Below are 23396 nucleotides of genomic sequence, written 5' to 3' on the forward strand. Positions count from 1 at the left end.
AGCGAGGCGGAGAGAGGGGGTAGATGCGTCGTCGGGTCGTGTTCGGCGAGGCTGCGGCGGATGGCGACGGCCTCGGTGTACGCGGCTTCCGCGTCCTTGTGGCGACCCGCGTTGCTCAGGGCGAAGCCCAGGGCGTGCAGCGAGTCAGCGAGGGGGAGTAGGTGCGTCGCGGGGTCGTGTTGGGCGAGGCTGCGGTGGATGGCGACGGCCTCGGTGTATGCGGCTTCCGCGTCCTTGTGGCGACCCGCGTTGCTCAGGGCGAAGCCCAGGCTGCGCAGCAGCTCGGCGGGGTCGGGGCGGGTCGTGTCGGTTTCGGCGGGTGTGGGAACGTCCGACGCGCCGACATCCGCCGGCCCGGTCGGTGTCTCCGGCTCCGACGACGGGGCCGGGGCGTTGCGGAGTCGGGCGATTTGGGCGTGGGCGTCGGCGAGTTCGCCGCAGAGGGTCTGCCATTGGGCGCCGAGGCCGATCAGGATCGCGAGGACCTCGCCGGTCGACAGTTCGGTGTCGGGGTCCAGGCCCGTCTCGCGCAGGACCGCCTCGGCGTCGGCGGGGTCGGGTCGGCAGGCGCCCACCAGTGCCCCGGCGGTGAGGCGGTTCGTCTCCCGAGGGCGAGGCGCGTCGCGTTCGGTGCGCCACAGGTCGTGGAACCGCAACACGGTCTCGTCCGGGTCCGGGCGGCGCACCGACGCTCCGGCGAGGTGGCGCACGACGGATTCCATCCGAGGCCAGTCCGGAACGGCCCGCCCGTGCAACAAGGCGGACAGTGTCTCGTGGCTGACCGTGGACGGCAGGTCGCCACGCCTGCTGATCGCGGTGGCCGCGGCGCGGGTTCCGGGCCGTCCGGCGTCGGTGTAGAGGGCGTGGAGCGCGATCACCAGTTCCCGCCGCGCGCCCGGCGGCAACCGTTGTTCGTCCGGCATCCCGATTGCCATCCACGCCCCCACGCATCCGTATGCCAATTTCCGCCAAGTCTCGTACGCCGCACACGTCTCGCGCAGGCGAAACGGCCACCCCGCCCCCGCAGACCTCGTGCGCGGCACGTGCCGTTCCGTCCTATCCCCGTGTGCCGGCACGCCCCGCACACACCCGACACCCCCATGGTGGAACCAGGCGGCACCTCGCACCGCCGGTCCATCCACCACGCATCCTCGGGAGACAGGCATGACCTCCACCACCGCCCCGGGCGACACCCCGGACGACCCCGCCGTCCCGCCCGCCGCGATCACCGTGCGGGGCCGCCTGGCCCGCGCGGGCCAGGTCCTCACCGCGAGCGCGCTGCGGGGCCTGGCCAGCGGCGCCGGCACCGCCGCCGGCACCTGGATCGTGTGGTGGATCACCCACTACTGAACCCTCCCGGGACCGCCGCAACGGCGCGGCACCGGCGGCGTCGTCATGGCCGCCACCCCGGCGCGCCGTTGGCCGCCGGTCGCGGGCGGCGCCGGTGTCGTGCCGACCGACGCGCGCCCGCGACCCGCCCGGCGGCCTCGGGGGATGGGCCGACCGGTGGGCGGCCCGGCGACGGGGAGACGCCGGACCACCACGACGAGCACAACGACCCACCCACCACCGGGATGTGCCCTCGGCCACCGGGGCCAGGTCCGGTGGCGGTCGCCGCATCCCCAATCCCGGGTCCGGGCCGTCGCACGCCGATCAGGGCCCGTCGACCAGAGCGCCGGTCAGGTCGCGCAGATGCATGCTGCGCAGTTGCGCGCCGCGCAGGTTCGCGCCGGTCACGTTCGCGCCGCGCAGTCGCGCGCCGGCCAGGTTCGCGCCGCGCAGGTTCGTGCCGGTCAGGTCCACGCCGGACCGTTTCACGCCGCGCAGTCGCGCACCGGGCGGCAGTCGCGCGCCGGCCAGGTTCGCGCCGGACAGGTCCGCGTCATGCAGGTCCATGCGGAACAGTTTCGCGCCGCACAGGTTCGCGCCGGGCAGTTTCGCGCCGTGCAGGTCCGCGCGGCGCAGGTTCGCGCCGGCCAGGTCCACGCCGGGCATGTCCGCGCGGCACAGATTCGCGTCGGACAGATCCGCGTCGGTCAGATCCGCGTCGCGCAGTCGCGCGCCGGTCAGGTCCACGCCGCGCAGGTCCGCGTCAGGGTTGTGTCCCGAATGAACGCACGGCGCAGTTTCGTCCCGCGTATCAAGGCCCGATTCAGCTTCGTCCCCACCAGGAACGCGTCGGACAGGTCGGCGTTGGCCAGGTCGGCCGAGACCAGGTTCGCGCCGCTGAGGTTCGCGCCGCGCAGTCGCGCGCCGGTCAGGTCCGCGCCGCGCAGGTGGAGGCGGGACAGGTTCACTCGTGAACCGGTGGCGGCGGGCCTGAGGAGCGCCAGGGTGGTCAACGCCGTCTGGACGTCCGGGTCGGGATGGTTGGGCGGGTCGGCGGCTCCGACAGCAGGCGCGCGGTCGCGCAGGAACGCGACGAGGATGCGTGCGATGTGGTCCGTCTGTTCCGGGGCGTCCTGGACGATCTGCTCAAGCGCGAACACCCCGCCCGAGCGCACATAGGGGAGATCGGACCCCAGACGCTCAAGTGCGTTGGTGAACCGCTCGGTCACCTGACCACGACGATTGAGCCGGAAGTTCCGGGCCGTGTACAACAGCGCGAAACCCGCCCCCAGGGTGGCCAACCCCTGGATCGCCGCCAACCGGAACTGCCCCTGCCTGCGCACGCGTCGCCGGGTCCAGCCGATCCCACCCCGGACGCGACATCGGCACCACCGCGTGCAGCACCACCGACCCCCACAACCCGACCACCACCGCCGCGGCCACACCGACCCCGCCGGCCCACACCCAGCCATGACGCTTCTTCATGGCCCCATGGAACAGCGCCGGCCGGACCGCCGGCGCGCAAAACGGGGGATCGGCCCGATTTCGAGGGGAATCCCCGCAAACATGACGAGACCGGCCCGACGAGGGCCGGTCCCGCCGCACGGTGGCTACGTCCACCGCATGCCCAACGCGTCGAGTGCCGCGATGCGTTCGGCCGGGAGCTTCGCCCGCCTGCTTCCTGGTGGTGGTCACCCACACACCCAACCGCACGTCCTCCGGCCACCCGTCGAACGCCACCACCGACTCGACATGCCCGCGCGGCACCTCCGGGTGCCCGTCGCGGGCGGGGTCAGCCCGAGCGCGAGCAGCTGTTCGCGCTGCGCCGCGTTCAGCCGGTCCCACCCGGACCGCTGCCGGGCGACTCATCGGCCGATGGCGGTACCGCGGTGCACCACGTCCAGGCCGACGTCGTCCAGCCGGGCCCCGTCGCCGAGTTCGGTCAGGTACTCGGCCGCGTGCGTGAGGTGGCGCTGCCACGCCACCGGCCAATGCGGCGGATGCCACGGCTCACCCTCCACCAACGCGTCCAACGCCGCCCCGCGCCCGGCGGCCGGTTTGCTCCTGCGGTCCTGATGTGCCGCATTACCCGACCCCTGCCCCCACCCACGCGCAGCGGCCGTTCGACGCTCACCATGCCGGCGCTCCCGAACGCGACCTGGAGTGCATTGTCGCCGCCGGCCTCCGGGTGGCCTACGGCCACGCCGGCGCCCTGGCGCCTCAAGGGTCACTCATGCAGGGATCGTGCCTCCGCGACCCGTTCCTGGATGGTGATGGCTTCGCCGGTCCGCCCCGCCTGCCGGTACGAGACAGCCAGTTGCGCCCATGCCTCCAGGGTGTCGGGGTGTCCGGCGCCGAGCAGCCGCTCGGTCTCGGCGGTGACCCGCTCCAAGAGGGGGATGGCTTCGCCGGTGCGCCCCGCCTGCCGGTACGAGCCGGCCAGGTTCCGCCACGCCTTGAGGGTGTCGGGGTGCTCGGCGCCGAGCAGCCGCTCGCGCTCGCCGGTGACCCGCTCCAAGAGGAGAATGGCCTCGCCGGTCCGCCCTGCCTGCTGGTACGAGACAGCCAGTTGCGCCCATGCCTCCAGGGTGTCGGGGTGCTCGGCGCCGAGCAGCCGCTCGCGCTCGCCGGTGACCCGCTCCAAGAGGAGAATGGCTTCGCCGGTGCGCCCCGCCTGCCGGTACGAGCCGGCCAGGTTCCGCCACGCCTTGAGGGTGTCGGGGTCCTCGGCGCCGAGCACCCGCTCGCGCACGGCGACGACCCGCTCCTCGATGGGGATGGCTTCACCGGTCCGCCCCGCCTGCCAGTACGAGACAGCCAGATTCCCCCAGGCCCTGAGGGTGTCGGGGTGCTCGGCGCCGAGCACCCGCTCGAACTCGGCGGCGACCCGCTCCATGAGGATCAGGGCTTCGCCCGTCCGCCCCGCCTGCCAGTACGAGACAGCCAGGCCACCCCGCGCCGCCAGGGTATCGGGGTGCTCGGCGCCGAGCACCCGCTCGGCTTCGGCGGCGATGTGTTGCCAGTGGGTGGTTGCGGTGGCGTGCAGTCCCCAGGCGAGGAGGCTCTGTCCGGCGTGGTAGAGCAGGGGGTGCCCGTCGGGGTGCCACAGGTGGTCGGCGGTGTGACGGGCGAGGATGTCGGTGTTGCTGCGTAGTGCGGTGGTGAGTTGGGGGCGGGTGTGGTCGGCGTCGGGCCACAGCCCCAGGAGGGCAGCGGCGGCGGTGCGGGCGATGGTGCCGGTGTCGGCGGGGGGTGTGGTCTCGCGCGCGGCGCGTGCGGTCAGGGCGTGGATGCGGACGGCGCGGGGGCCTGCGGCCGCGTTGTCGGTGAGCAGGTTGTAGCGGTGGAGCAGCCGCACAGCGGCGCGTGCCTGCGCGGCGTCGACACCCTCCCCCGCACCGTCGTCATTGGGGGTGTCGGCGGGCGGTCTGCGGGTGCGGTGGGTGGCGAGGTGGTCGAGGACGGGTGTGGTGGCCCAGAGTTCGCGGGGGTGGCCGGCGGGGTCGAGGCAGGCGGCCAGGCGCACTGCCGGGACGGCAAGGCCTTCGGGTTCGTCACGGTCGGCGGCGTCGAGGGCCAGCAGCAGGGCGGCGGCGACCTGGCGGCCGTAGCCCTCGGTGTCGCCGGTGCGGGGCAGCAGCTTGTCGAGTCGGGCGCGGTGGTCGCGGAACCGGGCGAGGTAGTCGGCGCAGCCGATGTCCTGGGCGATCATGTAGGCGGAGGCGTGTGCCAGCGCGAGGGGGAGCATCCCGAGTTCGGTGGTCAGTGCGTTGTGGCAGGGGTCCAGGAGGTGCGCGGCGCCCGCGTGGGCGAGGCGATCGCGAAGGTAGGTTTCCGCCTCGCTGTCGGTGTACGTGGCGACGTCGAGGACGGCGCGGCCGCCGCCGGAAAGCCTGGGGTCGCGCAGCCGGGTGGTGGCCAGCACCCGGCCGGTCCCCGCGGGGGAGGGTGGGGGCCACCAGCCGGTGATGCCGTCCGGGTCGGTGACGTCGTCCAGGACGATCAGCCAGCTGCGTCGGGTGGTGGCCAGCCACGCGGTGAACGCCCGCGCGTCCGCTTCGGCGTCCTGCCCGCCCGCCCCCGGTGCACGGACCAGGTGTGCGGCCTGCGCGTACACCGCGACCACCTGGCCGGGGTCGGTCGCGTCCGCCCACACCACCAGCTCCACCCCCTCGGCCAGAGCCCGATGCGCGTACCAGGCCGCCAACTGGCTCTTGCCGACACCGCCGCCGCCCGAGAGCACCTGCGCCAGCACCACCGTCGCATGACCCTCCCGCGCCGCGTCGACCTCCGCCCGCAGCCCGGCCCGGTCCTGGAACGCGGTCGCCAGCGCCGGCACCGCCCCCAGGCGCACCGGCCACTCCACCGGCTCCGGCGGCGGCGGATGGACGTTGAGCTGCCCGACATGTCCGCTCACGGCCACGCCGCCACGGTCGGCGACCGCGTCCCCGGACCGGTTCACGGACGTGTGGAGAGGGCCGGGGCCGCTCGTGGCCGCAGCCGTGGCGGGCCCGCGGTAGCCGCTGACGGCGGTGCCGCCGCCGTGCGCCTCGGCGCCGCCCGAACGCGTCACCTCCACACCGCCACCAACCTCCGGCGCAGCATCCGGCGATGCCGGGGCGGTGCGCGGGTCGTCCTGGTCCGGACTGCGGCGACGTCGCCAACGCACGGAACCCTCCCCCTCGATCGGGCCCGGAACCCGGAGGGCCCGGATGTGTCGGGTGACCGGTCAGGGCCGGTGGTCGATGCCGGTGCCCGCGCTGGAACCCGGGCCGTCCGCGATCGCGTCCCCGGAGTCCTCCACCCGCGCAGGCCCCGAACCGCCCAGGCCCCGCATTCCGGTGTGCGCGTCCCCGCCGCCGGTGGCATGCGCCTGCCCGGACCGGACCACCACATCCCCAGGCGGCGGAGGTGCCGGAAACGGCCCCGGCCCCGGCGCGGGCGGATGCTGTAGCAGGGCCCACACCAGCGCCGCCACCCCCACCGCACCTTGTACCGATGCGCCGACGACCTGCCCCGCCTCGGGCCCGTTCAGCAGCCACACCAACGGCGTCGACACCACCATCGCCACCGCGAAGACCACCACCGCGATCTTCCGCCCTTGTGTCACCACGCCCCCAACCCGTAAACCCCCACCGCGAGTTCCCAGTACACCAGCCCTCATCGGCCGCTGCCGCCGAAACCGCCCCAGTCCGCCGCGCCCGGCCGGGCGCCGCACGCGCCTCGGGCGAGCCGACCTGTCCGCGTGACCACGGCCGACAGCCCTCGGTCGGCAGCCCGGGCGAACCGGGCGGGTCATCGGTCCCACGGCGCGGTGTATGCGTCGGGGATCTTGAGGCCGATCAGCGACGTGGTGCCCCAGTAGTGCAGGGCGACGGCCTCGAGGTGCGGTGGTTCCTCGTCCAGGAGCGTGTCGGCGCGCGGCGTCTTCGAGCATGTGCAGCAGGACGCGGCCGAAGCCGCAGAGCCGGCCGTGTTCGTCCGGGGCGCCGCAGGACGAGCAGGATCTCGTTTTCCGGTCGGTCCTTGTCGAGAACCAGGCTGCGGAACTCTGCGACGGCCTCGTGTGGGCGGATCGCGCGGGTGGCGGTCGCGATGACCTGGATACGTCGGGGTCTTCGCCGCGGTCGACCCGGGTGGCCACGCCGCCGCGTGCGGCACCGCGGCGGAGACGGCGACCGGCTCGATCCCCCGGTCACCGGTACCGGCCCTCGGTCCCGGTCCTGCGTCCCCTCCCGTCTCCCTCCCCGGCCCGGCCCGTCCTCGGCCTGCCCCGACCCCGGCAGACCGTTCGACCCACACACCGGCCCGAGGTCACACGAAAACGGCCCCGACCGAAGTCGGGGCCGTCGTTTCCCGGGCACGGGGCACAGCCCGCACAACCCGCCGCGCGGCGGGTGTCGGACCCCTGGCCGCCCGAACTCGTCCAGCAGGGCGTCGCCACTCAGCGTGACTTTGCCGCCGCGCGGCCTCTGCGGCGTGTCCGGGGCCGGCCACGTTCGAGAAGCCATCAACCCATGGTCCCGAGGGGGCGGACCCGAGTGGTTTACGGCGAGGGGGATCGGTGCTCGTGGATCACGCCATCTCTGTCGAGCAGTCGGCGGACACGGTCGAGGTCACGGGTGGGGGAGGCGAGGATGAGGAGTTCACGCGCTCGTGAGCCGGCCACGTAGAGTACTCGTCTGGCTTCGCTGTCGAAGTGTCCTTCCCAGTCGTCGAGGACGGTGCGGCGGTCCGAGCGTCGGGTTTGGCTCGTTGCGGCAGGACCAGGGCAACTCCTCGAAATTCCATGCCCTTGACGCGATGAACGGTGGAGCATCCCAGGGCGGACCGATTCTCGGTAGCCGTGACCTTGGCCGAGTCCTCGATGGTGGGTGCCTTGAACATCCGGGTGGTGTTGGTCGGGACGGTCGCGCCGTTCCAGTCTGCGTCGGCCAGGTGGGCGCGGACCGCCGCGGCGAAGGGCTGCGCGTCACTGTCCGCGGCGTCATGGGTGGTGGCCAGGCGGATGGCGAAGTCGCGCAGCCATCGCGGATCGATGCCGTTGTCCCGGCACACGGTGTCCAGGCTCCGGTTTCCGAAGTCCGTTCCTGCCAGGGTTTCCACGATGGCGATCCCCACCGAGGTGATCGCCGCGAGCCGGGTGCGCGCGTCGAACTCCGCCGATCGGAGTTTGAAGCCTGCGTCCGCGATGGCCAGGATCCGGTTCGCCTTCGACGTGAGGGAACCCGGGTCGACTTGGCCGACGGCTTTCATGGCGTCGCTTTCCCGGTGCGCCGGCACCATCAATTCCTCGGTGCCGAGGTGGTGTTCCTTCCCCAACTCCAGTACCGCGGAGGCGATGTCGCCAGGACGGGAATAGCCGACGAGGCAGACCGGGGTTTCGACATGCGACAGGGGGCCGGCGGATGTTTCGTTCATCGGCCCCGAGCGCAGGGCGTTGTTGAAGCTGCACACGGCCGGGGAACTGCGGAAGTTGTCGCTCATCTCCACGAACTCGGACAACCGACGCCCGTGCGCGAGTACCTCTCCCGGGAGCGCTCGTCGAAACTCGTGGATGGACTGGTCCGGGTCGCCGACCATGACCACGGTGACACCGCAGTCCTGAAGGAACCGCAAGACGGCGAGCTCCTCCTCCCCGCAATCCTGGGCTTCGTCGACGATGATCTCGACGAACCGGGCACCGACCGTTTCACGCAGAATGCCACGACTTCTCGGGTGGGTGAGGAAGCGGGACGTCGGAACGCGCGCCGCCTCGCAACCGACCGTCCCGGCGGCGAGAAGACCGCAATAGACCTTCGAGACGCGTTGCTCGACCTCTTGGCTGCGGGCGGAGAGAACCTCCCGGAAACTCCCCAGGCGCTGTGGGACGCGGTCAAGACACAGGGAGGCCTCTCCGTGATGCCCGAAGTCGAACCAAGCGAGCCGGACATCCGGTGATCGACCGGCATCTCGCAACCGGAAGCTCGCACCCCTGACATCGGCCCAGGACTGCACATATCGCGGGGCGACACGGAAGACGTGAGGGAACAGCGGGGTGACGATGAACCTGTGCAGGAACCCATCGAACGTACCGACGAAATGCGGGGCACGGATGGCATCGTCGCGACCGACGCAGCGCCTCCTCACCTCGTCGATTGCGGTGTTGGTGAACGACACGAGGGCGACGCCCCGACGCGATTCCTCGCGGGTGCGGACGAGAAACCGAGCAACGATCGCCCTCGTCTTCCCCGCACCCGGACACGCCACGGCGAACGTCCCCACCGGGGACGTGGCCAGACGCCGCTGTGCGTCAGTTGCGGACTGGTCGGACATTCTCGGCCTCCGGGTTCTTGCCGAGAACGGCGAGGATGGCCGCGCGCAGATAATCGGGGGCTGTGAACTGACGCCCTTCCTGGATGGCGGTCGCGATGTCGTGGGCGAACTCACCTTTGCCGATGAACTTTTTGCTCTTGCACAACCTGCGATAGAACGCGGTGGCAGGGGACGGGTCCGCCATGATCGCCGTCCAGTGTCTCTTCGAGCGTGTGTGTTGTCTCAGGTAAGCCTCGCGAAGGATCTCCGCGTTCCCGATCGGCGTCAGGAGATCGGCCTCCAAGGTATGAGGTGCCTCGGCCACATACAGCAGACCACGCGCGCCGAGTGAGTCCGCGTGGGCCAGAAGACGCGCCCGACGGTTGACGATCTCTGACTTGTCGGATTCGTCGTCCCGCGGTTCCTCGTCCGTGCATGTGGGGTCCTCGAGCCCCGATGTATCGACGACCGCCTCGCGGGGTTCGTCGTCGCGATTTCGCTCCTCGTCGGCGGGGTCGGGACCGACGTCGGGATCGGCGTCGGTGATGACGACCAGGTGGTCGACGAGGCGACAGCCGTCGATCTGTGACAGGAGCAAGGTGATATAGGGAGCGAAGTCCACGCTGCCGACATTGACGATGGTCACGCCGTGGAACGCGCGTCGCAGCCGTGCGACCTCCTCGGGCTTGCCGTTCAGGACATGCCCGCGCGGCACGTCCGGGTGCCCTTCCCGCTCGCGGTAGGCCACGGCCGCGGTGAACGCGGTTTCCCAGGCGCCTTCACCGCGTCGCGCTCACGCCCGCCCAGCCCGCCCCGCCCCACGCCGCCCGCCCGGCCCGCCCTGCGTCGTCACCGTCGCCCGCCGGGCCGTCCGTCGACTTCCCGGCACCGGCGATCTCCTCTGCTGCGCCGCTACCGCCCGTGCCGCGCCGCCGCTGTCCGCCGCTGCGCCGTGCTCGGGGCGGATGCCGCTCCCACTCCGGCGGTCGACTCGGTGAAGGGTTGGCGTGTGCCGAGCTCGCGGGGAACGCCCCGCACTTGACGAGGCAGGCCCGTTCGGCGAGCCCGGCCCATCGGCGGCATCGTTCGTGGGATCGACGTCCGGGCTTGGCCGGCAGTGTGGTGGATCCCGACGGTGGGCCGATCCCGTGGCCCGACGCGAGGATTCTCCGGTGTGGCCCGGGACCAGCGTTTGCGGGACTCGATGCGGCACATCTAGGATTGTGGTCCGCCGAGAGGGAGCCTGCCAGGAGACAGGAGACGACGCCGTGCCGGACGCCGCCGACACCGATACTCACACCCATCCGCCCGGCGGAACCGTCGACGCCCGACAGGACGGTGCCCGTGAGCGTCTGGTGTGGATGGACACCGGCGTGTGGCGCCGGGCCCGTGCACGCGCGGCCGACGACGCCTTGGACCTCACGCCGGTGCTCGAGGCCCTCCTGGACGCCTACGCCGACGGCCGGGTGACGGTGACCCCGCCCGTTTCGGGTCGTTCCCTGGGCCCGACCCGCGACGGCACCGCCCGCACCGGTTGCCGCACCGGCCCGCTGTCGCACCACGTGTGGTCGCGCGCCGACCACCGGCGCGCGACCGCAGGCGTGAAGTCCATGCCCGTCCTGTGCGAACTTCTGCTCGGCGGCTACGTCGACGGACATCTCACCACCACGTTGACCGCGACCGGCCACGTACCCCGCACCCACCGAGAGGACGACGCGGCATGAGCGAGCCCACCACACCCCTGCCGAACGGCGCACGCCTGCCCCGCCCCGAGCGCACTCCCGACGCCCTGCGCGTGGCCCTCGCACGCGTCGCCCCGCACCGCCTGCCCGAGATGGAACGCCAGAAGAACGAGGCCTTCCAACTCGCCGCGCAGACCGCACACCTGGGCCCGATCCAGGGCTGGCTGACGGTATGGGCGGGCGAGGTCGAGATCGAGCGCCGCCCCGACCTCCTCACCCGCCGCCACGCGGCCGAACAGACCCTGCAAACCCTCGAACGCCACGACCCCGCCTGGCAGGCCGCCCGCGCGGAACTCCTCGCCGTCCTCGCCGAGGCCCGCGAGGCCACCGCGTGACCTGGGCCTGGGAATACGAACCCGACGAACCGTACGTGACCGAGGGCGCCCCACCGGTCCTGATCGCCCAGGTCGAGGACAAGGCCGCCGAACTCGTCCGCGCCGCCGAGGCGCTCTACCTCCACGGCGAGACCTACGAGGGAATATCACCCCAGGGCGGAACCGCCCTGGTCGCGAACGGCATGTTCGTCTACCAGGTCGTCCCACGCCACGAACGCGTCTACATCCTCCAAATCACCGCCTGGTGACGCCCACCCCCTCGATCCCACTGCGAATCTCACACCCACCGAACACGAACCCCCCGGACCCGACGCCGCCCCTTCACCAGCGCATGCCGAGTTCGGTGAGGAGCCGCACCCGTTCCTCGTTCAACGGGTTCCGCCGATTGCGTTGGTTGTTGACCCATTTGCCGAGCCGCACCTCGACGGCACCGCCGCCCTCGCCCGCGCCGTCGTCGGGTCCCGCCGAGCCATCCGTCGTCACGGTCTCGACATGCGCGCGCGGCACTTCGAGGTGTCCTTCGCGTTGGCGGTAGGCGATGGCCGCGGCGAACGCCGTCTCCCACGCGCCCCGGCCGCGCCTCGGCGCCCGGGCAGCCCCGACGACGTCGCCGCCCGGAGCCCCGACGCCCTCCACCACGCCGTTCCCGGCGCCGCCGGCCCTCTCGCCGCGACCTTCCGCGCCACCGACGCCGGCAGCCACCACCACGCCACTCTCGACGCCGTCGCCGCCTGCCGCTGCGCCGTGCCCGTGTTCGGTTTCAGGTGTGATGCCGAGTGCGTCGAGCTGTTCGAGTTGCCCGGGACCCAGCCGTGCCCGCACGGCTGCTCGCCGGTGCCGCTGCGCCCATCTGCCGATGTCTTCGCCGCCGGCGACCCATCCGGGCGCCAACTCCTCGAGCGTTCCGCCCCGCGCCAGGAACCGTCGTACTTCGTTGGCGGCCCTCTGCCAGGCGATGGTCCACCCGTCGGGCTTCCACCACGGGTCCAACTCCTCGAGGGCCCGGCGGCGTTCGGGGTGTGCGTCCAAAACACCCGCACGCCGCTGATTGGCGAGCCACTGGCCCACCCTCACCCCCTCCTGGACGGCTCCCTGTGGCGCGGCGAGGTGCCCCACACGCTCGACATACCGTCGTGCGACGGCGAGTCCGTCGTCGAAGGCGGCGTCGGGGTGCGACCACACCATCCCGAGCATGACGAGCTTGCGCACGCGGCCGGCGTCCAGGCGCCCGGCGGCGTACTCGCGTCGTTGGACCGCGGCCCATTGCCCGATCGGGTAGTCGTGGTCGTGTTCGTCGCGCGCGTCGAGCGGAATCCTCAAATGGCCGTGTGCCCTGAGGAAGCGCCTGGCGGCGAGGTAGCCGCGGATCCAGTCGCGTTCGTCGGGATCGATGACCCGCAACCGTACGAAGTCCGCGACGACCGCGGGGTCCCGGGGGCTGGAGATGCGAACCGCGATGACGGACGCCACCGACACCGTCCCGGGCACCGACCCCGACCGGGCCGGTTTCACCGTCGTGTTGTCCGCCGCCCGCGACCAACTCGTCCTGGCCGCGGGCGTCATCGCCGACACCGTCATCGATCTGGTCGGGACCATCGGCCGCCAGGTCCTGGCCCAGCTCCTGCCCGAGCGGCGGGTCCGTACCAAGGACCGCATCGTCAAACGAGCGATCTCCAAGTACAACGCACGCGGACCGCCATCGACCGGACCACCTACAAGGCCACCATCAGCATCAACATGCTCACAACCGAACCTTGACACCACCCAGCCCCGCCTTAACCGAACGGTGTTGGGGCTAGATCCCCGATGTTCAGCACTCGCTCCGTGAAACCGCAGGTCGGCCCCGACTCAGGGGCTCCGGGACTCGGGGCGCCGTCACCCCGGTTGTGAATGTCCGTAGTCGGGTGCACGGGTGAGCTGGGTCTTCGCCGCCGGGTGCGGGGGAGTGTGATTCCCCAGACGGTCCGAAGTCGCTTGCATTACGGTCGTTTTGGCCGTAGTCGTGTGCGCGGCGGGAGGTGCCGGGGATGGCGGACGGACCGGTGATCGAGCGCGGGGTGTTGACCGCGCCCGCCGGGGTGTGGGCCGTGGCGGTGCGGCAGGCCGAGGTGATCCGGCCGCTCGCGGCGCGGGACTCGGTGGGCTTGGCGGACGCGGACGGCGCGGCCGTGGCGCTGGGGATCTCCCGTCGGCAGATGTACGTGCTGTTGGGACGGTGGCGGGCGGGCGAGGGCGTGGGTGTCGGATCTGCTGCCGGCCCGCTCGAGCGGCGGCCGCGGTGGCGGGCGGCTTGCGGGCGAGGTCGAGGCGATCGTCGCCGAGGTGCTGCGAACCCGGTATCTGACGCGGCAGCGCCGTTCGGTGGCGGCGGTGTGCCGGGAGATCGCGCGCCGGTGCCGGGGCCTGGCGGCCCCGTCTCGGGGTGCGGTGGCGCGGCGCATCGCGCGGTTGGACCCGGTCGCCGCGGTCGCGGCGCGGGAGGGCGGCCAGGCGGCGCGTCCGCTGGGGTCGGCGGGCGGCGAACCGCCGGTGGTGACGGGGTTCGGGCCGCAGGCCCCCGGACCAATTACCCGTCGTCCTGGGCAACGACGATGCCCGCACCCGCATCCGGGCCGGTCGGGGGCGAATGTGCACCCCGGACAATGCGGAGACTGTATATGGGGTTCATCGTGAGCAACCCCGGGTCTCTTCCTCGAAGGGTGGCAGGTCGTCGTCGGCGTCGAGACCACGACGGAGTAAGACGCGTGCGATGCTGTTGCGACCTGTCGTGTCCCACAGCTCGTGGACGTGTCCGGCGTCGGCGACTTGGCGGTACATGCGTTGGGCGCCCTCCGGGTCCCCCATCTTCTCCAGCAGCCCGCCCAGATCCCTCAGCGCGCGGATTTCTCCGGTGTCGGCGACTTGGCGGTACAGGTGTTCGGCGGCTTGGCGGTACATGCGTTGGGCGCCTTCCGGGTCCCCCATCTTCTCCAGCACCTTGCCTAGGTTCGTCAGCGCGCGGGCGGTCAGCAACGCGCGGGGGTCTCCGGCGTCGGCGGCTTTGCGGTAAACGCGTCGGGCGCCTTCCCGGTCTCCCACCTCTTCCAGCAGCATGCCCAGGCCTATCAGCACTTCGGCGTCTTCGGTGTCTTCGGCTTTGCGGTACAGGCGTTGGGCGCCTTCCCGGTCCCCCGCCTCCCCCCGCATCCAGGCCAGCATCCCTAGCACGTTGAGGTGTCCCGCCTCAGCGGCTTCGCGGTACACGCGTTCGGCGCCTTCCCGGTCCCTTTCCATCTCCAGCAGCCGGGCCGGCTGGATCAGCGCGTGGGATTCTCCGGCGTCGGCGGCTTGGCGGTACAGGTACTTGGCGCCGGCCCATTCCCCTATTGCATCCAGCAGCTCGGCCCGTTGCATCGGCGAGTGGGGGTCTCGGGCGTCGGCGCCTTTGCGGGCCCCCACCTCCCCCAGTACCCAGGCCGCGCCCCATTGCTTGTTGAGGAGTCCGGCGTCGTCGGCTAGATGGCAGTAGAGTTCGACCACCTCCCGGTTCTGTGCCTCCTCCAGCCGCCGGGCCAGTGTGGCCCGTCCGCGTGGATCGCCCGCGTTCGTTGCCTTCGCGTAGAGGTGTTTGGCGTGGCGTAGCCGTAGCCGTTCCCATGCGGAGTGGGCGAGGTTGAGGGTGTCGTCGGTGGTGTGTGCGTGGTCGTGGGCGGCGGTCCAGAAGGAGGTGCTTGGGCACCGGGAGGCGCGGGTGTGGCGGGCGTGTTGTTCGAGGTAGTCGGCGAGGCGGTAGGTCGGGCCTCCGTCGGTGTCGATGCGCCGGCGACGTCGGGGACGGATGCGGGTCAGGGGAGCGGTCGCGCCGTGGACGCTGGGGACGTTGGTGGCGTAGGCGAGGGCTTGTTCGAACCAGTCGTCGGCGAGGGCGTCGGATTCGTGGTCGGTGAGGTAGGCGTCGGCGGCGTCCTCCAGGAACGCCTGCCGCAGGACGGGCCCGTGCCCCAGGCGGCGGGCGTCCATGGCCGCCTCGATCACCGCCCGCGCGCCGGCCGGGGCGAGTTCGTAGCGTTTGAGCAGCGCGAGCGCGCCCGCCAGATACTGGGTGACGCGCCCGCCGTCCCCGCTCGCCAGGGCGTTCGCCAACCGCGCGTCTTCACCCGCTCGGGCATGCACCGCCTCCAGATCGGCGCCGGCGAACGCGTCGGGCACGCACAGATCGGTACCGGTGAGCAGGGCCCGTGCCTGCGCGTGCGGGTCCGGGTCGCCTGTGGCGGGTCTGGTGGTGAGGGTGTTCCAGAAGGGGTCCGGCCATAGGGTCGCCAGGACCAGGACCGGCCCACGCCCCGGATCGTCCAGCAACTCGCGCAGGCCCGTGGCGACCCGCTGCCCGACACCTGCGGGTTCGAGGTAGGTCTGGGCTTCGTTGAGCCACACGACTGTGCGTGGCCCCACCCGCGACAGATCGGCCGCCGCGGCCTCGGCCGGGCTCGGATGGAGGGGATGCCACAACCGCCACCCGTCCGGCACGCCTTGGAGTGCTTCCCAGCAGGCGCGGGTCTTGCCGGTGGAGGACCTGGCCACCAACGTGACCATCGTGCTCTGCCCGGCCGCCGCGCGTTCCACAGCGTTGCGCAGCACACGGTCGTGGTCGCGGGGCACGTACACCGGTAACAGTGGCAGTCGGGCCCGCGTGTGTTCGGGGGCGTCGATCGCGCGGTGCACCTCCAGCGCGAACGGATCCGTGAACTCGCGGACCGGCCGCCCGACGAAATCGCCTCCACCGTCCGTGGGTTCGCCGTCGCGGGGTGTGTGGGGGCGTCCGGCGGGGCGGCGTTCACGCACGGCCGCGCCGCGCAGATGTTCCCAGGCCGCGGTCGTCATCGCGACGTAGGTGTGGTCGCGGCGGGTGGCCTCGTGTTCCAGCCAGGTCACCAGGAACGCGAACCGGTCGGCGTCGTCCGGTACGGCCTGCCCCGTGAGCCATTGACCGAGGGAAGTGGTGTTCAACTTCACCGCGGGTCGTTGCCCGGCGCCTCGGCGAACGAGTGTCGCGTACGTGGGCGACCCGGCCCGCTCCCACAACTCGCGCAGCGACCGCGCCAGTTCCGCCGCCTTGCCGCCCGCATCCCCCATCACGAACCCGACCTTCCCGACCCGACCCGTCCGGTCCGGATCCGGTCCGGACGACCGCCGGATAACCCACGCCCCCGGACCAAGCAGCCTAGAGACGGACGACCGGCCCCGGGGTGGTCGCCGGAAAAACGTCCGCGGGCGCTCGATGGGACGACACGAACCCGCCCGGGGTTCGCACCCACTCGGGGAGACCACCGTGAACGACGACCAGCCGGCCGACAACGCGACCACCGCGAGCCGAGGCCGCCTCGCGCGCGTCGCCCGATCCCTCGCCGCAAGCACCGCGCGGGGCCTGGCCACCGGTGCCGGCACCGCCACCGGCACCTGGATCGTGTGGTGGATCATCCACCACTGACCCGTCGCAACGCTCGGCGCCGTTGCGCAAGCCGCGGTCGGTATCCGCTGCCGCTCGTGCCGGTCGCGGGACGGTGCCGGTGTCGTGCCGGCCGGCGCCGCCCGCGATGTGCCCGGTCGGCCTCGGGGGATGGGCCGATCCGGTGCGGCGGGAACCGGCGACGGGGAGACGCCGGACCACCACACCCGGGCCCAACGACCCACCCGCCGCCGAGTGACACACACCGGGCGACGTCGACACGCCGGCGCCCGGGACCCCGCGAATCAGACACGGATCCGACACGAACCACACATCGACCCCAGGTCCACCGTCCACCGCGCACACCGTCCACCGCGCACACCGACCGCCGTGTTGATCGACATGGACGCGTCAACGCGTTCCGACAGACGTTGTCGGTGGTTCTGCCATGAGATTTGTCGGTGCGGCCGTGGCTGGTTGTTCCGGTCGGTGGGCGGTGGGTCGTCCGGGTTCGGCCGTCGGCGGGAAGCGATCTTTCGGGCGGTCGGAGGGTGGGAAGGGATCCGTTCATGACAGATCCCGTGAACGACGGCGCAGTGACGCCGACGACGTTGTCGATCTCCGTGAAGGACCTCGCGGACGCCGGCCTGGAACCGCAGTTGCGGTCCTGGGCCGGCTCCGGGCCCAACGAACCGGTGACCGCCGAACAGATCACCCGGGCCATCGGAGAAGACGAACTCGCCCGGACCGCCGAATCCCTCGGACTCGAACCCGGCGCCCTCGCCACGGGCATCGCCTTCTGCGGGAGTGCGTCCCGCAGGGCCCGGAGTCGTTGTTGGCGGTGCTTCTTCCCGCAGGCGATTTGTCGTCTCTATCAGGGGCCGAGTTTCGGGAAATAGTGGCCCGGTCGTGGCAGCCGGTGGCTGTCGTGTACGCGACAGGGGCCTTCCCGGGCATCCCGCCCCAATTTCAGAGCGCGGCTTTGTTTCTGCGTCCGCCGGACGATCGACCTCCGACGCTGCGGATCTTCCGTGTCCCTTCTCGGGGTCGCGACGAGGCGGCAGTCGAGAAGGATTTCGGGAAGCTGCTGAAAATGGGTGGGGGCAGGACCGAACACGGATACGTCGTCAGGGACGCCGTGTCGTTGCGGGAGGGGCTGGATTTCGACCGACACGATCCGGCGGTGATCGCCAGGCGAGAGGACCTCGTCGGGTACGGAAGTGTCGCAAAACTGGGCACCGTGTTCGAGGGAGTGCCCAACGCCGAGTCTCGAGGAGAAACTCCGCAGGATCGAGCACGAGCGGGACGAGTCGGATGCTGTTCGTCTTATCCGTGGGCGTGACATCGCGAGAGATGGAACGATCGCGCCGCCGGACGCGGAGTCTGAATCCCGAGGCGCGGTCGGATGGGGAGTTGCGCTACGCGGCGGCGACGTGGTCTTGAGGGCCGTGTACGGGAACGGTGACCCCGGAGGTTTGGTGGCCGGGGAGATCACGGATGCGGAACTGCCCGCTGTGGCAGACAACAATGTCGTGGTCCTGCGACCCAAATCTCCCCTGAGTGCAGGCCAGTTGCGATTCACCTTGTTGTTTCTGCGTTCGTCGTTGGCCCGGACCCTGTCGGGCTCGAGGAACAACTTGCGCGTTACATGGTGCCAGATCGCCGATCTGCCTCTTCCCCAGCCCGATGATGCGTTGGCCACCGCTTTGGACGAGTTGGAGGCTGCGAAGCAGCGCATGGGGAAGTGGCAGGAGGAGGCGGACGAGCTCCTGCGGTCGGTGTTTCTCGATCCGAGTGCCGCCGAGGCCCGTGAGCGGATCACCGGGTCGGGGCGGACCCTGCGGTTGAGGGTCGAGGCGGCGTCGTTGCTCGACGACTTCGGATACACCGTCCGTACCCGTTTCCCGTATCCCGTCGCGTTGCGGTGGAGGGAGGCCCAGGCCCGGCTCAGCGCGGGCGAGCACACCCTCGCCTACGAGGCCGTCCTGGACACCGCGGAGATCCTCCTGTGCTACAGCGCCCTGTTGGTGGCGGCGCTGGCCCGGGAGGAGGGCATCGAACTGGGCGAACTGAGTGCCGTCCGGGACAAGTTCCGGACCGGCCGCGGGGGACCGGGGTTCGGCGAGTGGGCGGCGCTCCTCGGCGAGATATCCGGTTCCCGTAAGAGGAGGGGGCTCGCTGCCGAGCATCCCTTGAACGACCTCGGAGCCCTGTTGTCGGATACCCGGGCGACCCGGGCGCGCCAGCGCCTGTCGGGGCGCCGCAACGATCAGGCGCATCTGCGCCGGGTGGATCCGGTCGATCTCCCACAGGCCCTCCAGGAGGCGTTCACGGACCTGACCACCCTGATGGAGGAGGCCCGCTTCCTCGCCGACTGGCCCCTGGTACATGTCACCGCGGTCCGCTGGGACGCGCTGCGCGGGTCGGCCCGGGTGGACTACCGCGAGCTCACCGGTGACCATCCGGTCGTGCCGACGAGCACGATGACGCACGACGGCAACGACCTGGAGGTCGGGAGCCTGTACCTGAGGGACCGCGAACACCGACTGCACCTGCTGCGCCCCTTCCTCGTGGGCCGCAACTGTCCGGTGTGCCGCAGTTGGTCGACCTTCCACGTCGACAAGGTCGTCGCGGGTGTCGCCTCGTTGAAGAGCCTCGAGCACGGCCACACGACGGACGATCCCGAGACCGGGGACGCGTTGAGGCATGTCGGGCTGCTGTGATCACCCGGCCCGGGGACATCACGGGCCCGGCCGCGGCTTTGCGCGTCCGGCGCGCACCTGGTGTCGACACGCCAACTCGGCCAGGTCGCCGAAGCACTCACTCATACCGTCGCCGCCCACGGGATCATGGGCGTGTACGGCGACACCGGCCACGGCAAGACGATCGCCGTTCACCAAGCGTTGCGTCTGCTGCCCAGACGGATTCCGGTCGATCGAGCACAGGTGGCGGTCAAACCCGCGCTGCCCCAGCTGCGCGCCGCGCTGCTCACCGCGTTCGGCCTGCCGACCACCCACCTGACGAACCGCACCGACGCGGCCGACCGCGTGCTCATCGACGCGCTGAAGGAACCGGGCGTCCTGATCGTCGACGATGCCGGCGCATCGCCGCTCCCGAACTGGACTACCTACGCCTCCTGGTCGACGCCCCCACCACTCGGACCTCGTTGGTGTTGTGTGGAGCCGGCGCCGAGCGCACCCTCGCCCGGGCTCCCGCACTGGCCTCCCGCGTCCTGACCCGGCAGCAGATGCCACGCCTGGACACGCCTCAAGTCCCAGGCGTGCTGCGCCTGTTCCACCCGCTGTGGGATGCCGTGGCCGATGAAGACGTGGCCCACGCGGACCAGACGTGTGCGCGAGGCAACTTCCGTTCCTGGGCGAAGATCACATCCCACGCCTACGCCGCCCGCAGCCGAGACCCGGACACCGCGGTGGATCACGCATTGCCGGCCTGGGCCTGCTCCCGCCTCGGCCCCAACCCCTGACTCATCGCCGATCCACCGCTCCCACGGGCAGGAACGAGGACCTCGATCAACACCCCCCACGACCCCGCCACCCGGGAGTCTTCGACATCCCCGTCCGAGCCTGCCCTCGACACCGTGTCGTCGACCGCCCTGCGAGCCCCGGCCGTCCGCCGCCTGCTCGCGTTGCGCGCCGAGCGCCGCCTCACCCGCGCGCACGTCCACACCACGGCGCAGTGCCTGAACGTCTCCGACCGCACGGTGTGGCGATGGTTGGCCGATGCCCCCACGACCTCCGCCACCGCCGCCTCCCCGGGCGCTCGCCACGGCGACCGGTTCGAGATCACCCCGCCCATCCGGGTGTTGCCGGCCTATCGGCGCGGCAACGCCTCCGCGGTCCACCGTGAACTCGTCGTCCGCGCCCGTGCGGCCGCCGGCCCGGGCACGACGGCCGACGACGTCGCCTCGCCGGCTTCGCCCGCCTCACCACCGCCCCGGCCGACCGGCACACCGCTCCCGGGTGGTGCGCCGCCGGCCGCCGTGCCGTTGCCGGCCCGGTGCCGTCGCTGTCGACGTTTCTGCGCGCACTGTGCCGGGATTCCGACGGCGGGGGAGCGGGCCGGCCACCGCAAGGGCCCGGAAGCCGCCCGGGCGCCGGCGTGTTCGCCAAGCGCCCGCGGACCTGGCGCAACCACACCCGGGAGGCCGACCACGTCCAGGCCCCGTTGCGTGTGACCGCCGACGGTGACCTCGTCCACCCGTACGTCACCTGGTTCATCGACTGCGCGACCAAGGCGATCACCGGCGTCGCCGTCACACCCGGCCACCCCACGCGAGCCTCGGTCCTGGCCGCGTTGTGCTCCGCGATCGTGCGCACCCACCCCTCCGGGCCCTTCGGCAGCTGTGTGTTGTCAACGAAGAGAGTCGAGTTGGGCGCTCTCACCTGCATGGACTGGACTGATTGTCACAAGGACACGGCCTCAAGCTTGGACGCGGGGCGACCGGGGACGCTCGGTGCGTTCTCGGGCGCGGTCTACAGTCTGGTCGTGATTGCTGATCTCCAGTGCGTGGTGTTGGACTGTCCTGATCCGAGGCGACTGTCCGAGTTCTACAGATCCCTTCTCGGCGGCGTCGTCAATCGGCAGGATCGGCGATGGGCACCTGGTGACGGCTGGGCAACGCTCCACTCGCCGTCCGGTCTCGTGCTCGCCTTCCAGCGCGTGGCGAACTACCGGCGGCCGCAGTGGCCGGACCCCGCACGGCCCCAGCAGTTCCATCTGGACCTGGGCGTTGCAGATCTGGATCGGGCCCAGCGAGAGGTGCTTGCCGCAGGCGCGACGGTGCTCGATATCGGTCCGCGCGGGCGAAGCTGGCGTATCTATGCGGACCCGGCGGGACACCCCTTCTGTCTGGTCCGCACTGAGAAGCGTCCGTTCCCGTAAAAGCGCGAATGTCCAGGATCGCCGGCGCAAAGGCCGAAACAACTTGATTCGCTGTCAATCGCCTCGTTTCGATGGCAACGGACAGCGGCCTGCCCGAACACGTGCGCTTCGACCGCGGCAGCAACTTTCTCTCCCGCACCGTGACCACCGCGCTCACCGCCCTGGACGCGAACATCACCGTCCTCCCGCCCCGCCGCCCCCACCCGAAGGGCGGCATCGAGAACCTCAACACCTGCATGGAGCGGATGCTGTTCGCCGCCCTGCCCGGTCACACACAAGCCGCCCAAGCCGTGCGCATGCGGACGTAACGATGTCAGTGTGCGGGGAGGTACGTCGTCTGTAGGACGTATACGCGTTCGCTGCGTACCACGATCAGGTACACGAACATGCCGTCGTCGATGTAGGCGGTCGCCGCGCGGGGATTGGGCCCCTCGTACAGCGTCCCGTCGAGATACAGGGCCTCGGCCGCGCGGACGATCTCCGCGACCGCGGTCTCGACCAGGGCGACGAACGCCTCCGGCGCACCGCCCACCACGCTCGCCTGGTCGGGTTCGTACTCCCAGCCCCAGCTCACACGCCCACCGCGGCGTAGGCGGCCCGCAACAACTCGCCGGCGACCCGAACACCGCGGGCACGCACCCGGGGGTCGTCGCTGACGGTGTCGACCTGCTCGGCGTGGTGGTAGCGAAACGCCAGGTCCGGGTGACGCTCGATCTCCGCGATCGCCGCCCAGTGCCGCAACCAGCCCCGCAACGGATCGAGCCGGTTGATCTCCAACGCCTTCGCGGTCGCCTCGCGCTGGGACCGGTCCATCTCGGGAAGCCAGTGCGGCGCCAACAACGCGATCGCCGCACGCACACCCTCGATCGTGCACTCCGGCCGTGCGATCACCGGAGTCGAATACTCGGGCTCGGCAGTCACCCCACACCCCTCCCTCAGGACGATCCGACGGCCACACTCTAATCGCCGGTGCCCCACCGACAGGGCATCCAACGGACCCGCCACCGGATCAGCCAACGCACACCACCCGAGACCGGCACCACCCGAGACCGGCACCGCCCACCTCGCCGACCAGGCCACCGACGAACAACGCGCCGCACTGCGCCGAGCCCGAGCCACCCGCGCCCGCCGCCTGCGGGCCGAGGCCAAAGCCGCCGAACAGCTCCGCCACGACCGCTTCGCCCCCACGTCCACCCCTGCCGACGCACAGCGCCTGGACGCCCTGACCGCGGCCGAGGCCGCCCGGGAACTGGCCCGCCACCACGACGGCGACCTGACCGCGCTGGGCGTTGCCCGACCTGATCCCGCCCGCACCGCCACCGGCCGACTGGGCCACCCCCGACACGCTCAAAGCCCGCGCCCGGCCCATCGACTCGGCACCCACCCCCGCCCAAGAGGACACCCCATGATCCCTCGCCTGCCGCCCGCCCACACCGACCAGTACGTCTGCCTGCCCGACACGCGACTGGTGACCACCCGCGCGCTGCTGACCGTGCGGGAGAACCTGGCCGACACGATCGCTGCCCGCGCCATGACGTGTATCCACGGCGGAGCGGGTTTCGGCAAGACCCTCGCCGTCAACACCTGCCTGCGCGAACTCGAACCCGACGAGGACGTCCACCGGATCACCTTCCGCGCCCGCCCCACCGCCCGCGCGGTCCGGCACGAGTTGTTCACCTCGCTCGGCCTGCCGGGCGAGGCGCCCCGTCATCCCAGCGAGTTCGACCGTCTCCTGAAGACGGCCCTCGCCCACCACCCCCGCACCCTCCTGGTCGACGAGGCCCAATGGCTCAACGGCGAGGCGTGTGGGTTGGGGGGTTGCTGGTAAGGCGGGAGTTGCTTTTCTTCCGGTGTCTCGTTGATGGCTTC

Annotated in this window: 26 protein-coding genes; 13 read left to right on the forward strand and 13 right to left on the reverse strand. The window is 71.5% G+C overall.

Annotation, left to right across the window (positions count from 1 at the left end; all coding sequences use genetic code 11):
• A partial coding sequence (locus ACFZBU_RS38590; protein ID WP_391588433.1) for a tetratricopeptide repeat protein occupies nucleotides 1–935 on the reverse strand: 935 nt, incomplete at its 3' end.
• 229 nt (nucleotides 936–1164) lie between these two features.
• On the opposite strand from ACFZBU_RS38590, the gene ACFZBU_RS38595 reads away from it, so the two are divergent.
• The gene (locus ACFZBU_RS38595) at nucleotides 1165–1350 is read left to right on the forward strand and encodes a hypothetical protein (protein ID WP_391588434.1); all 186 of its coding nucleotides are present in this window, start codon (nucleotides 1165–1167) and stop codon (nucleotides 1348–1350) included.
• Between the two features lie 303 nt (nucleotides 1351–1653).
• Here ACFZBU_RS38595 and ACFZBU_RS38600 read toward each other — a convergent pair whose 3' ends face one another.
• From ACFZBU_RS38600 to ACFZBU_RS38630, 7 genes are all read right to left on the reverse strand, one after another.
• Nucleotides 1654–2076, reverse strand: a complete 423-nt coding sequence (locus ACFZBU_RS38600; protein ID WP_391588435.1) for a pentapeptide repeat-containing protein — start codon at nucleotides 2074–2076, stop codon at nucleotides 1654–1656.
• On the reverse strand, nucleotides 2067–2672 hold the full coding sequence (locus ACFZBU_RS38605; RefSeq protein WP_391588436.1) for a pentapeptide repeat-containing protein: 606 nt from the start codon (nucleotides 2670–2672) through the stop codon (nucleotides 2067–2069). Before ACFZBU_RS38605 ends, ACFZBU_RS38600 begins: the two co-directional genes overlap by 10 nt.
• A gap of 522 nt (nucleotides 2673–3194) precedes the next feature.
• Nucleotides 3195–3362 carry a hypothetical protein gene (locus ACFZBU_RS38610; protein WP_391588437.1) on the reverse strand — a complete coding sequence of 56 codons (168 nt, stop codon included), beginning with the start codon at nucleotides 3360–3362 and terminating at the stop codon, nucleotides 3195–3197.
• 194 nt (nucleotides 3363–3556) lie between these two features.
• Entirely contained in the window at nucleotides 3557–5908 is a 2352-nt protein-coding gene (locus tag ACFZBU_RS38615) for a tetratricopeptide repeat protein (protein WP_391588438.1), read from the reverse strand.
• A gap of 150 nt (nucleotides 5909–6058) precedes the next feature.
• Nucleotides 6059–6442 (reverse strand): hypothetical protein, encoded by a 384-nt coding sequence (locus ACFZBU_RS38620; RefSeq protein WP_391588439.1) that lies wholly within the window; start codon nucleotides 6440–6442, stop codon nucleotides 6059–6061.
• A gap of 962 nt (nucleotides 6443–7404) precedes the next feature.
• A complete protein-coding gene (locus ACFZBU_RS38625) occupies nucleotides 7405–9144 on the reverse strand; it encodes a UvrD-helicase domain-containing protein (protein WP_391588440.1) in 1740 nt (579 codons plus the stop codon).
• Complete coding sequence (locus tag ACFZBU_RS38630) at nucleotides 9122–9871, reverse strand: hypothetical protein (protein ID WP_391588441.1); 750 nt, start codon at nucleotides 9869–9871, stop codon at nucleotides 9122–9124. Before ACFZBU_RS38630 ends, ACFZBU_RS38625 begins: the two co-directional genes overlap by 23 nt.
• A gap of 520 nt (nucleotides 9872–10391) precedes the next feature.
• Here ACFZBU_RS38630 and ACFZBU_RS38635 point away from each other — a divergent pair.
• The 3 genes from ACFZBU_RS38635 to ACFZBU_RS38645 are packed head-to-tail and all read left to right on the forward strand — an operon-like array spanning nucleotide 10392 to nucleotide 11448.
• Nucleotides 10392–10847, forward strand: coding sequence for a hypothetical protein (locus tag ACFZBU_RS38635; protein WP_391588442.1), 456 nt, complete (start codon nucleotides 10392–10394; stop codon nucleotides 10845–10847).
• Nucleotides 10844–11200, forward strand: coding sequence for a hypothetical protein (locus ACFZBU_RS38640; protein ID WP_391588443.1), 357 nt, complete (start codon nucleotides 10844–10846; stop codon nucleotides 11198–11200). The genes ACFZBU_RS38635 and ACFZBU_RS38640 overlap by 4 nt, the downstream gene beginning before the upstream one ends.
• Nucleotides 11197–11448 (forward strand): hypothetical protein, encoded by a 252-nt coding sequence (locus ACFZBU_RS38645; protein ID WP_391588444.1) that lies wholly within the window; start codon nucleotides 11197–11199, stop codon nucleotides 11446–11448. Before ACFZBU_RS38640 ends, ACFZBU_RS38645 begins: the two co-directional genes overlap by 4 nt.
• 73 nt (nucleotides 11449–11521) lie before the next feature.
• Here the strand turns inward: ACFZBU_RS38645 and ACFZBU_RS38650 are convergent, their stop codons facing one another.
• On the reverse strand, nucleotides 11522–12670 hold the full coding sequence (locus tag ACFZBU_RS38650) for a helicase associated domain-containing protein (RefSeq protein ID WP_391588445.1): 1149 nt from the start codon (nucleotides 12668–12670) through the stop codon (nucleotides 11522–11524).
• Here ACFZBU_RS38650 and ACFZBU_RS38655 point away from each other — a divergent pair.
• Nucleotides 12657–13028 (forward strand): hypothetical protein, encoded by a 372-nt coding sequence (locus tag ACFZBU_RS38655; RefSeq protein ID WP_391588446.1) that lies wholly within the window; start codon nucleotides 12657–12659, stop codon nucleotides 13026–13028. The genes ACFZBU_RS38650 and ACFZBU_RS38655 overlap by 14 nt on opposite strands.
• Nucleotides 13029–13864: 836 nt before the next feature.
• Here ACFZBU_RS38655 and ACFZBU_RS38660 read toward each other — a convergent pair.
• On the reverse strand, nucleotides 13865–16312 hold the full coding sequence (locus ACFZBU_RS38660) for a tetratricopeptide repeat protein (RefSeq protein ID WP_391588465.1): 2448 nt from the start codon (nucleotides 16310–16312) through the stop codon (nucleotides 13865–13867).
• Nucleotides 16313–16508: 196 nt separating this feature from the next.
• On the opposite strand from ACFZBU_RS38660, the gene ACFZBU_RS38665 reads away from it, so the two are divergent.
• The 7 genes from ACFZBU_RS38665 to ACFZBU_RS38695 all read left to right on the forward strand — a co-directional run bounded on the left by ACFZBU_RS38665 (nucleotide 16509) and on the right by ACFZBU_RS38695 (nucleotide 21835).
• Nucleotides 16509–16667 carry a hypothetical protein gene (locus ACFZBU_RS38665; protein WP_391588447.1) on the forward strand — a complete coding sequence of 53 codons (159 nt, stop codon included), beginning with the start codon at nucleotides 16509–16511 and terminating at the stop codon, nucleotides 16665–16667.
• Nucleotides 16668–17194: 527 nt separating this feature from the next.
• Nucleotides 17195–17524: a YidB family protein gene (locus tag ACFZBU_RS38670; protein WP_391588448.1), complete on the forward strand. Its 330-nt coding sequence runs from the start codon at nucleotides 17195–17197 to the stop codon at nucleotides 17522–17524.
• Nucleotides 17525–18319: 795 nt separating this feature from the next.
• A complete protein-coding gene (locus tag ACFZBU_RS38675; protein WP_391588449.1) occupies nucleotides 18320–19348 on the forward strand; it encodes a restriction endonuclease in 1029 nt (342 codons plus the stop codon).
• 60 nt (nucleotides 19349–19408) lie between these two features.
• Complete coding sequence (locus ACFZBU_RS38680; RefSeq protein WP_391588450.1) at nucleotides 19409–19861, forward strand: AAA family ATPase; 453 nt, start codon at nucleotides 19409–19411, stop codon at nucleotides 19859–19861.
• A gap of 11 nt (nucleotides 19862–19872) precedes the next feature.
• Complete coding sequence (locus tag ACFZBU_RS38685; RefSeq protein WP_391588451.1) at nucleotides 19873–20109, forward strand: hypothetical protein; 237 nt, start codon at nucleotides 19873–19875, stop codon at nucleotides 20107–20109.
• A gap of 1022 nt (nucleotides 20110–21131) precedes the next feature.
• Nucleotides 21132–21527: a VOC family protein gene (locus ACFZBU_RS38690; protein WP_391588466.1), complete on the forward strand. Its 396-nt coding sequence runs from the start codon at nucleotides 21132–21134 to the stop codon at nucleotides 21525–21527.
• Nucleotides 21528–21598: 71 nt separating this feature from the next.
• Nucleotides 21599–21835, forward strand: a complete 237-nt coding sequence (locus ACFZBU_RS38695) for a hypothetical protein (RefSeq protein ID WP_391588452.1) — start codon at nucleotides 21599–21601, stop codon at nucleotides 21833–21835.
• Between the two features lie 5 nt (nucleotides 21836–21840).
• On the opposite strand, the gene ACFZBU_RS38700 is transcribed toward ACFZBU_RS38695, so the two are convergent.
• The 3 genes from ACFZBU_RS38700 to ACFZBU_RS38710 all read right to left on the reverse strand — a co-directional run bounded on the left by ACFZBU_RS38700 (nucleotide 21841) and on the right by ACFZBU_RS38710 (nucleotide 22929).
• Nucleotides 21841–22101 carry a hypothetical protein gene (locus ACFZBU_RS38700; RefSeq protein ID WP_391588453.1) on the reverse strand — a complete coding sequence of 87 codons (261 nt, stop codon included), beginning with the start codon at nucleotides 22099–22101 and terminating at the stop codon, nucleotides 21841–21843.
• Nucleotides 22098–22448, reverse strand: a complete 351-nt coding sequence (locus ACFZBU_RS38705; RefSeq protein ID WP_391588454.1) for a hypothetical protein — start codon at nucleotides 22446–22448, stop codon at nucleotides 22098–22100. Before ACFZBU_RS38705 ends, ACFZBU_RS38700 begins: the two co-directional genes overlap by 4 nt.
• An 88-nt stretch (nucleotides 22449–22536) precedes the next feature.
• Nucleotides 22537–22929: a hypothetical protein gene (locus ACFZBU_RS38710; protein ID WP_391588455.1), complete on the reverse strand. Its 393-nt coding sequence runs from the start codon at nucleotides 22927–22929 to the stop codon at nucleotides 22537–22539.
• A 3-nt stretch (nucleotides 22930–22932) separates the two neighbouring features.
• Here ACFZBU_RS38710 and ACFZBU_RS38715 point away from each other — a divergent pair, with 3 nt between their 5' ends.
• The gene (locus ACFZBU_RS38715; protein ID WP_391588456.1) at nucleotides 22933–23355 is read left to right on the forward strand and encodes an AAA family ATPase; all 423 of its coding nucleotides are present in this window, start codon (nucleotides 22933–22935) and stop codon (nucleotides 23353–23355) included.
• Nucleotides 23356–23396: the final 41 nt, after the last annotated feature.

It is taken from the genome of Embleya sp. NPDC008237 (assembly GCF_042956465.1).
In the GTDB taxonomy this organism is placed as follows: domain Bacteria; phylum Actinomycetota; class Actinomycetes; order Streptomycetales; family Streptomycetaceae; genus Embleya.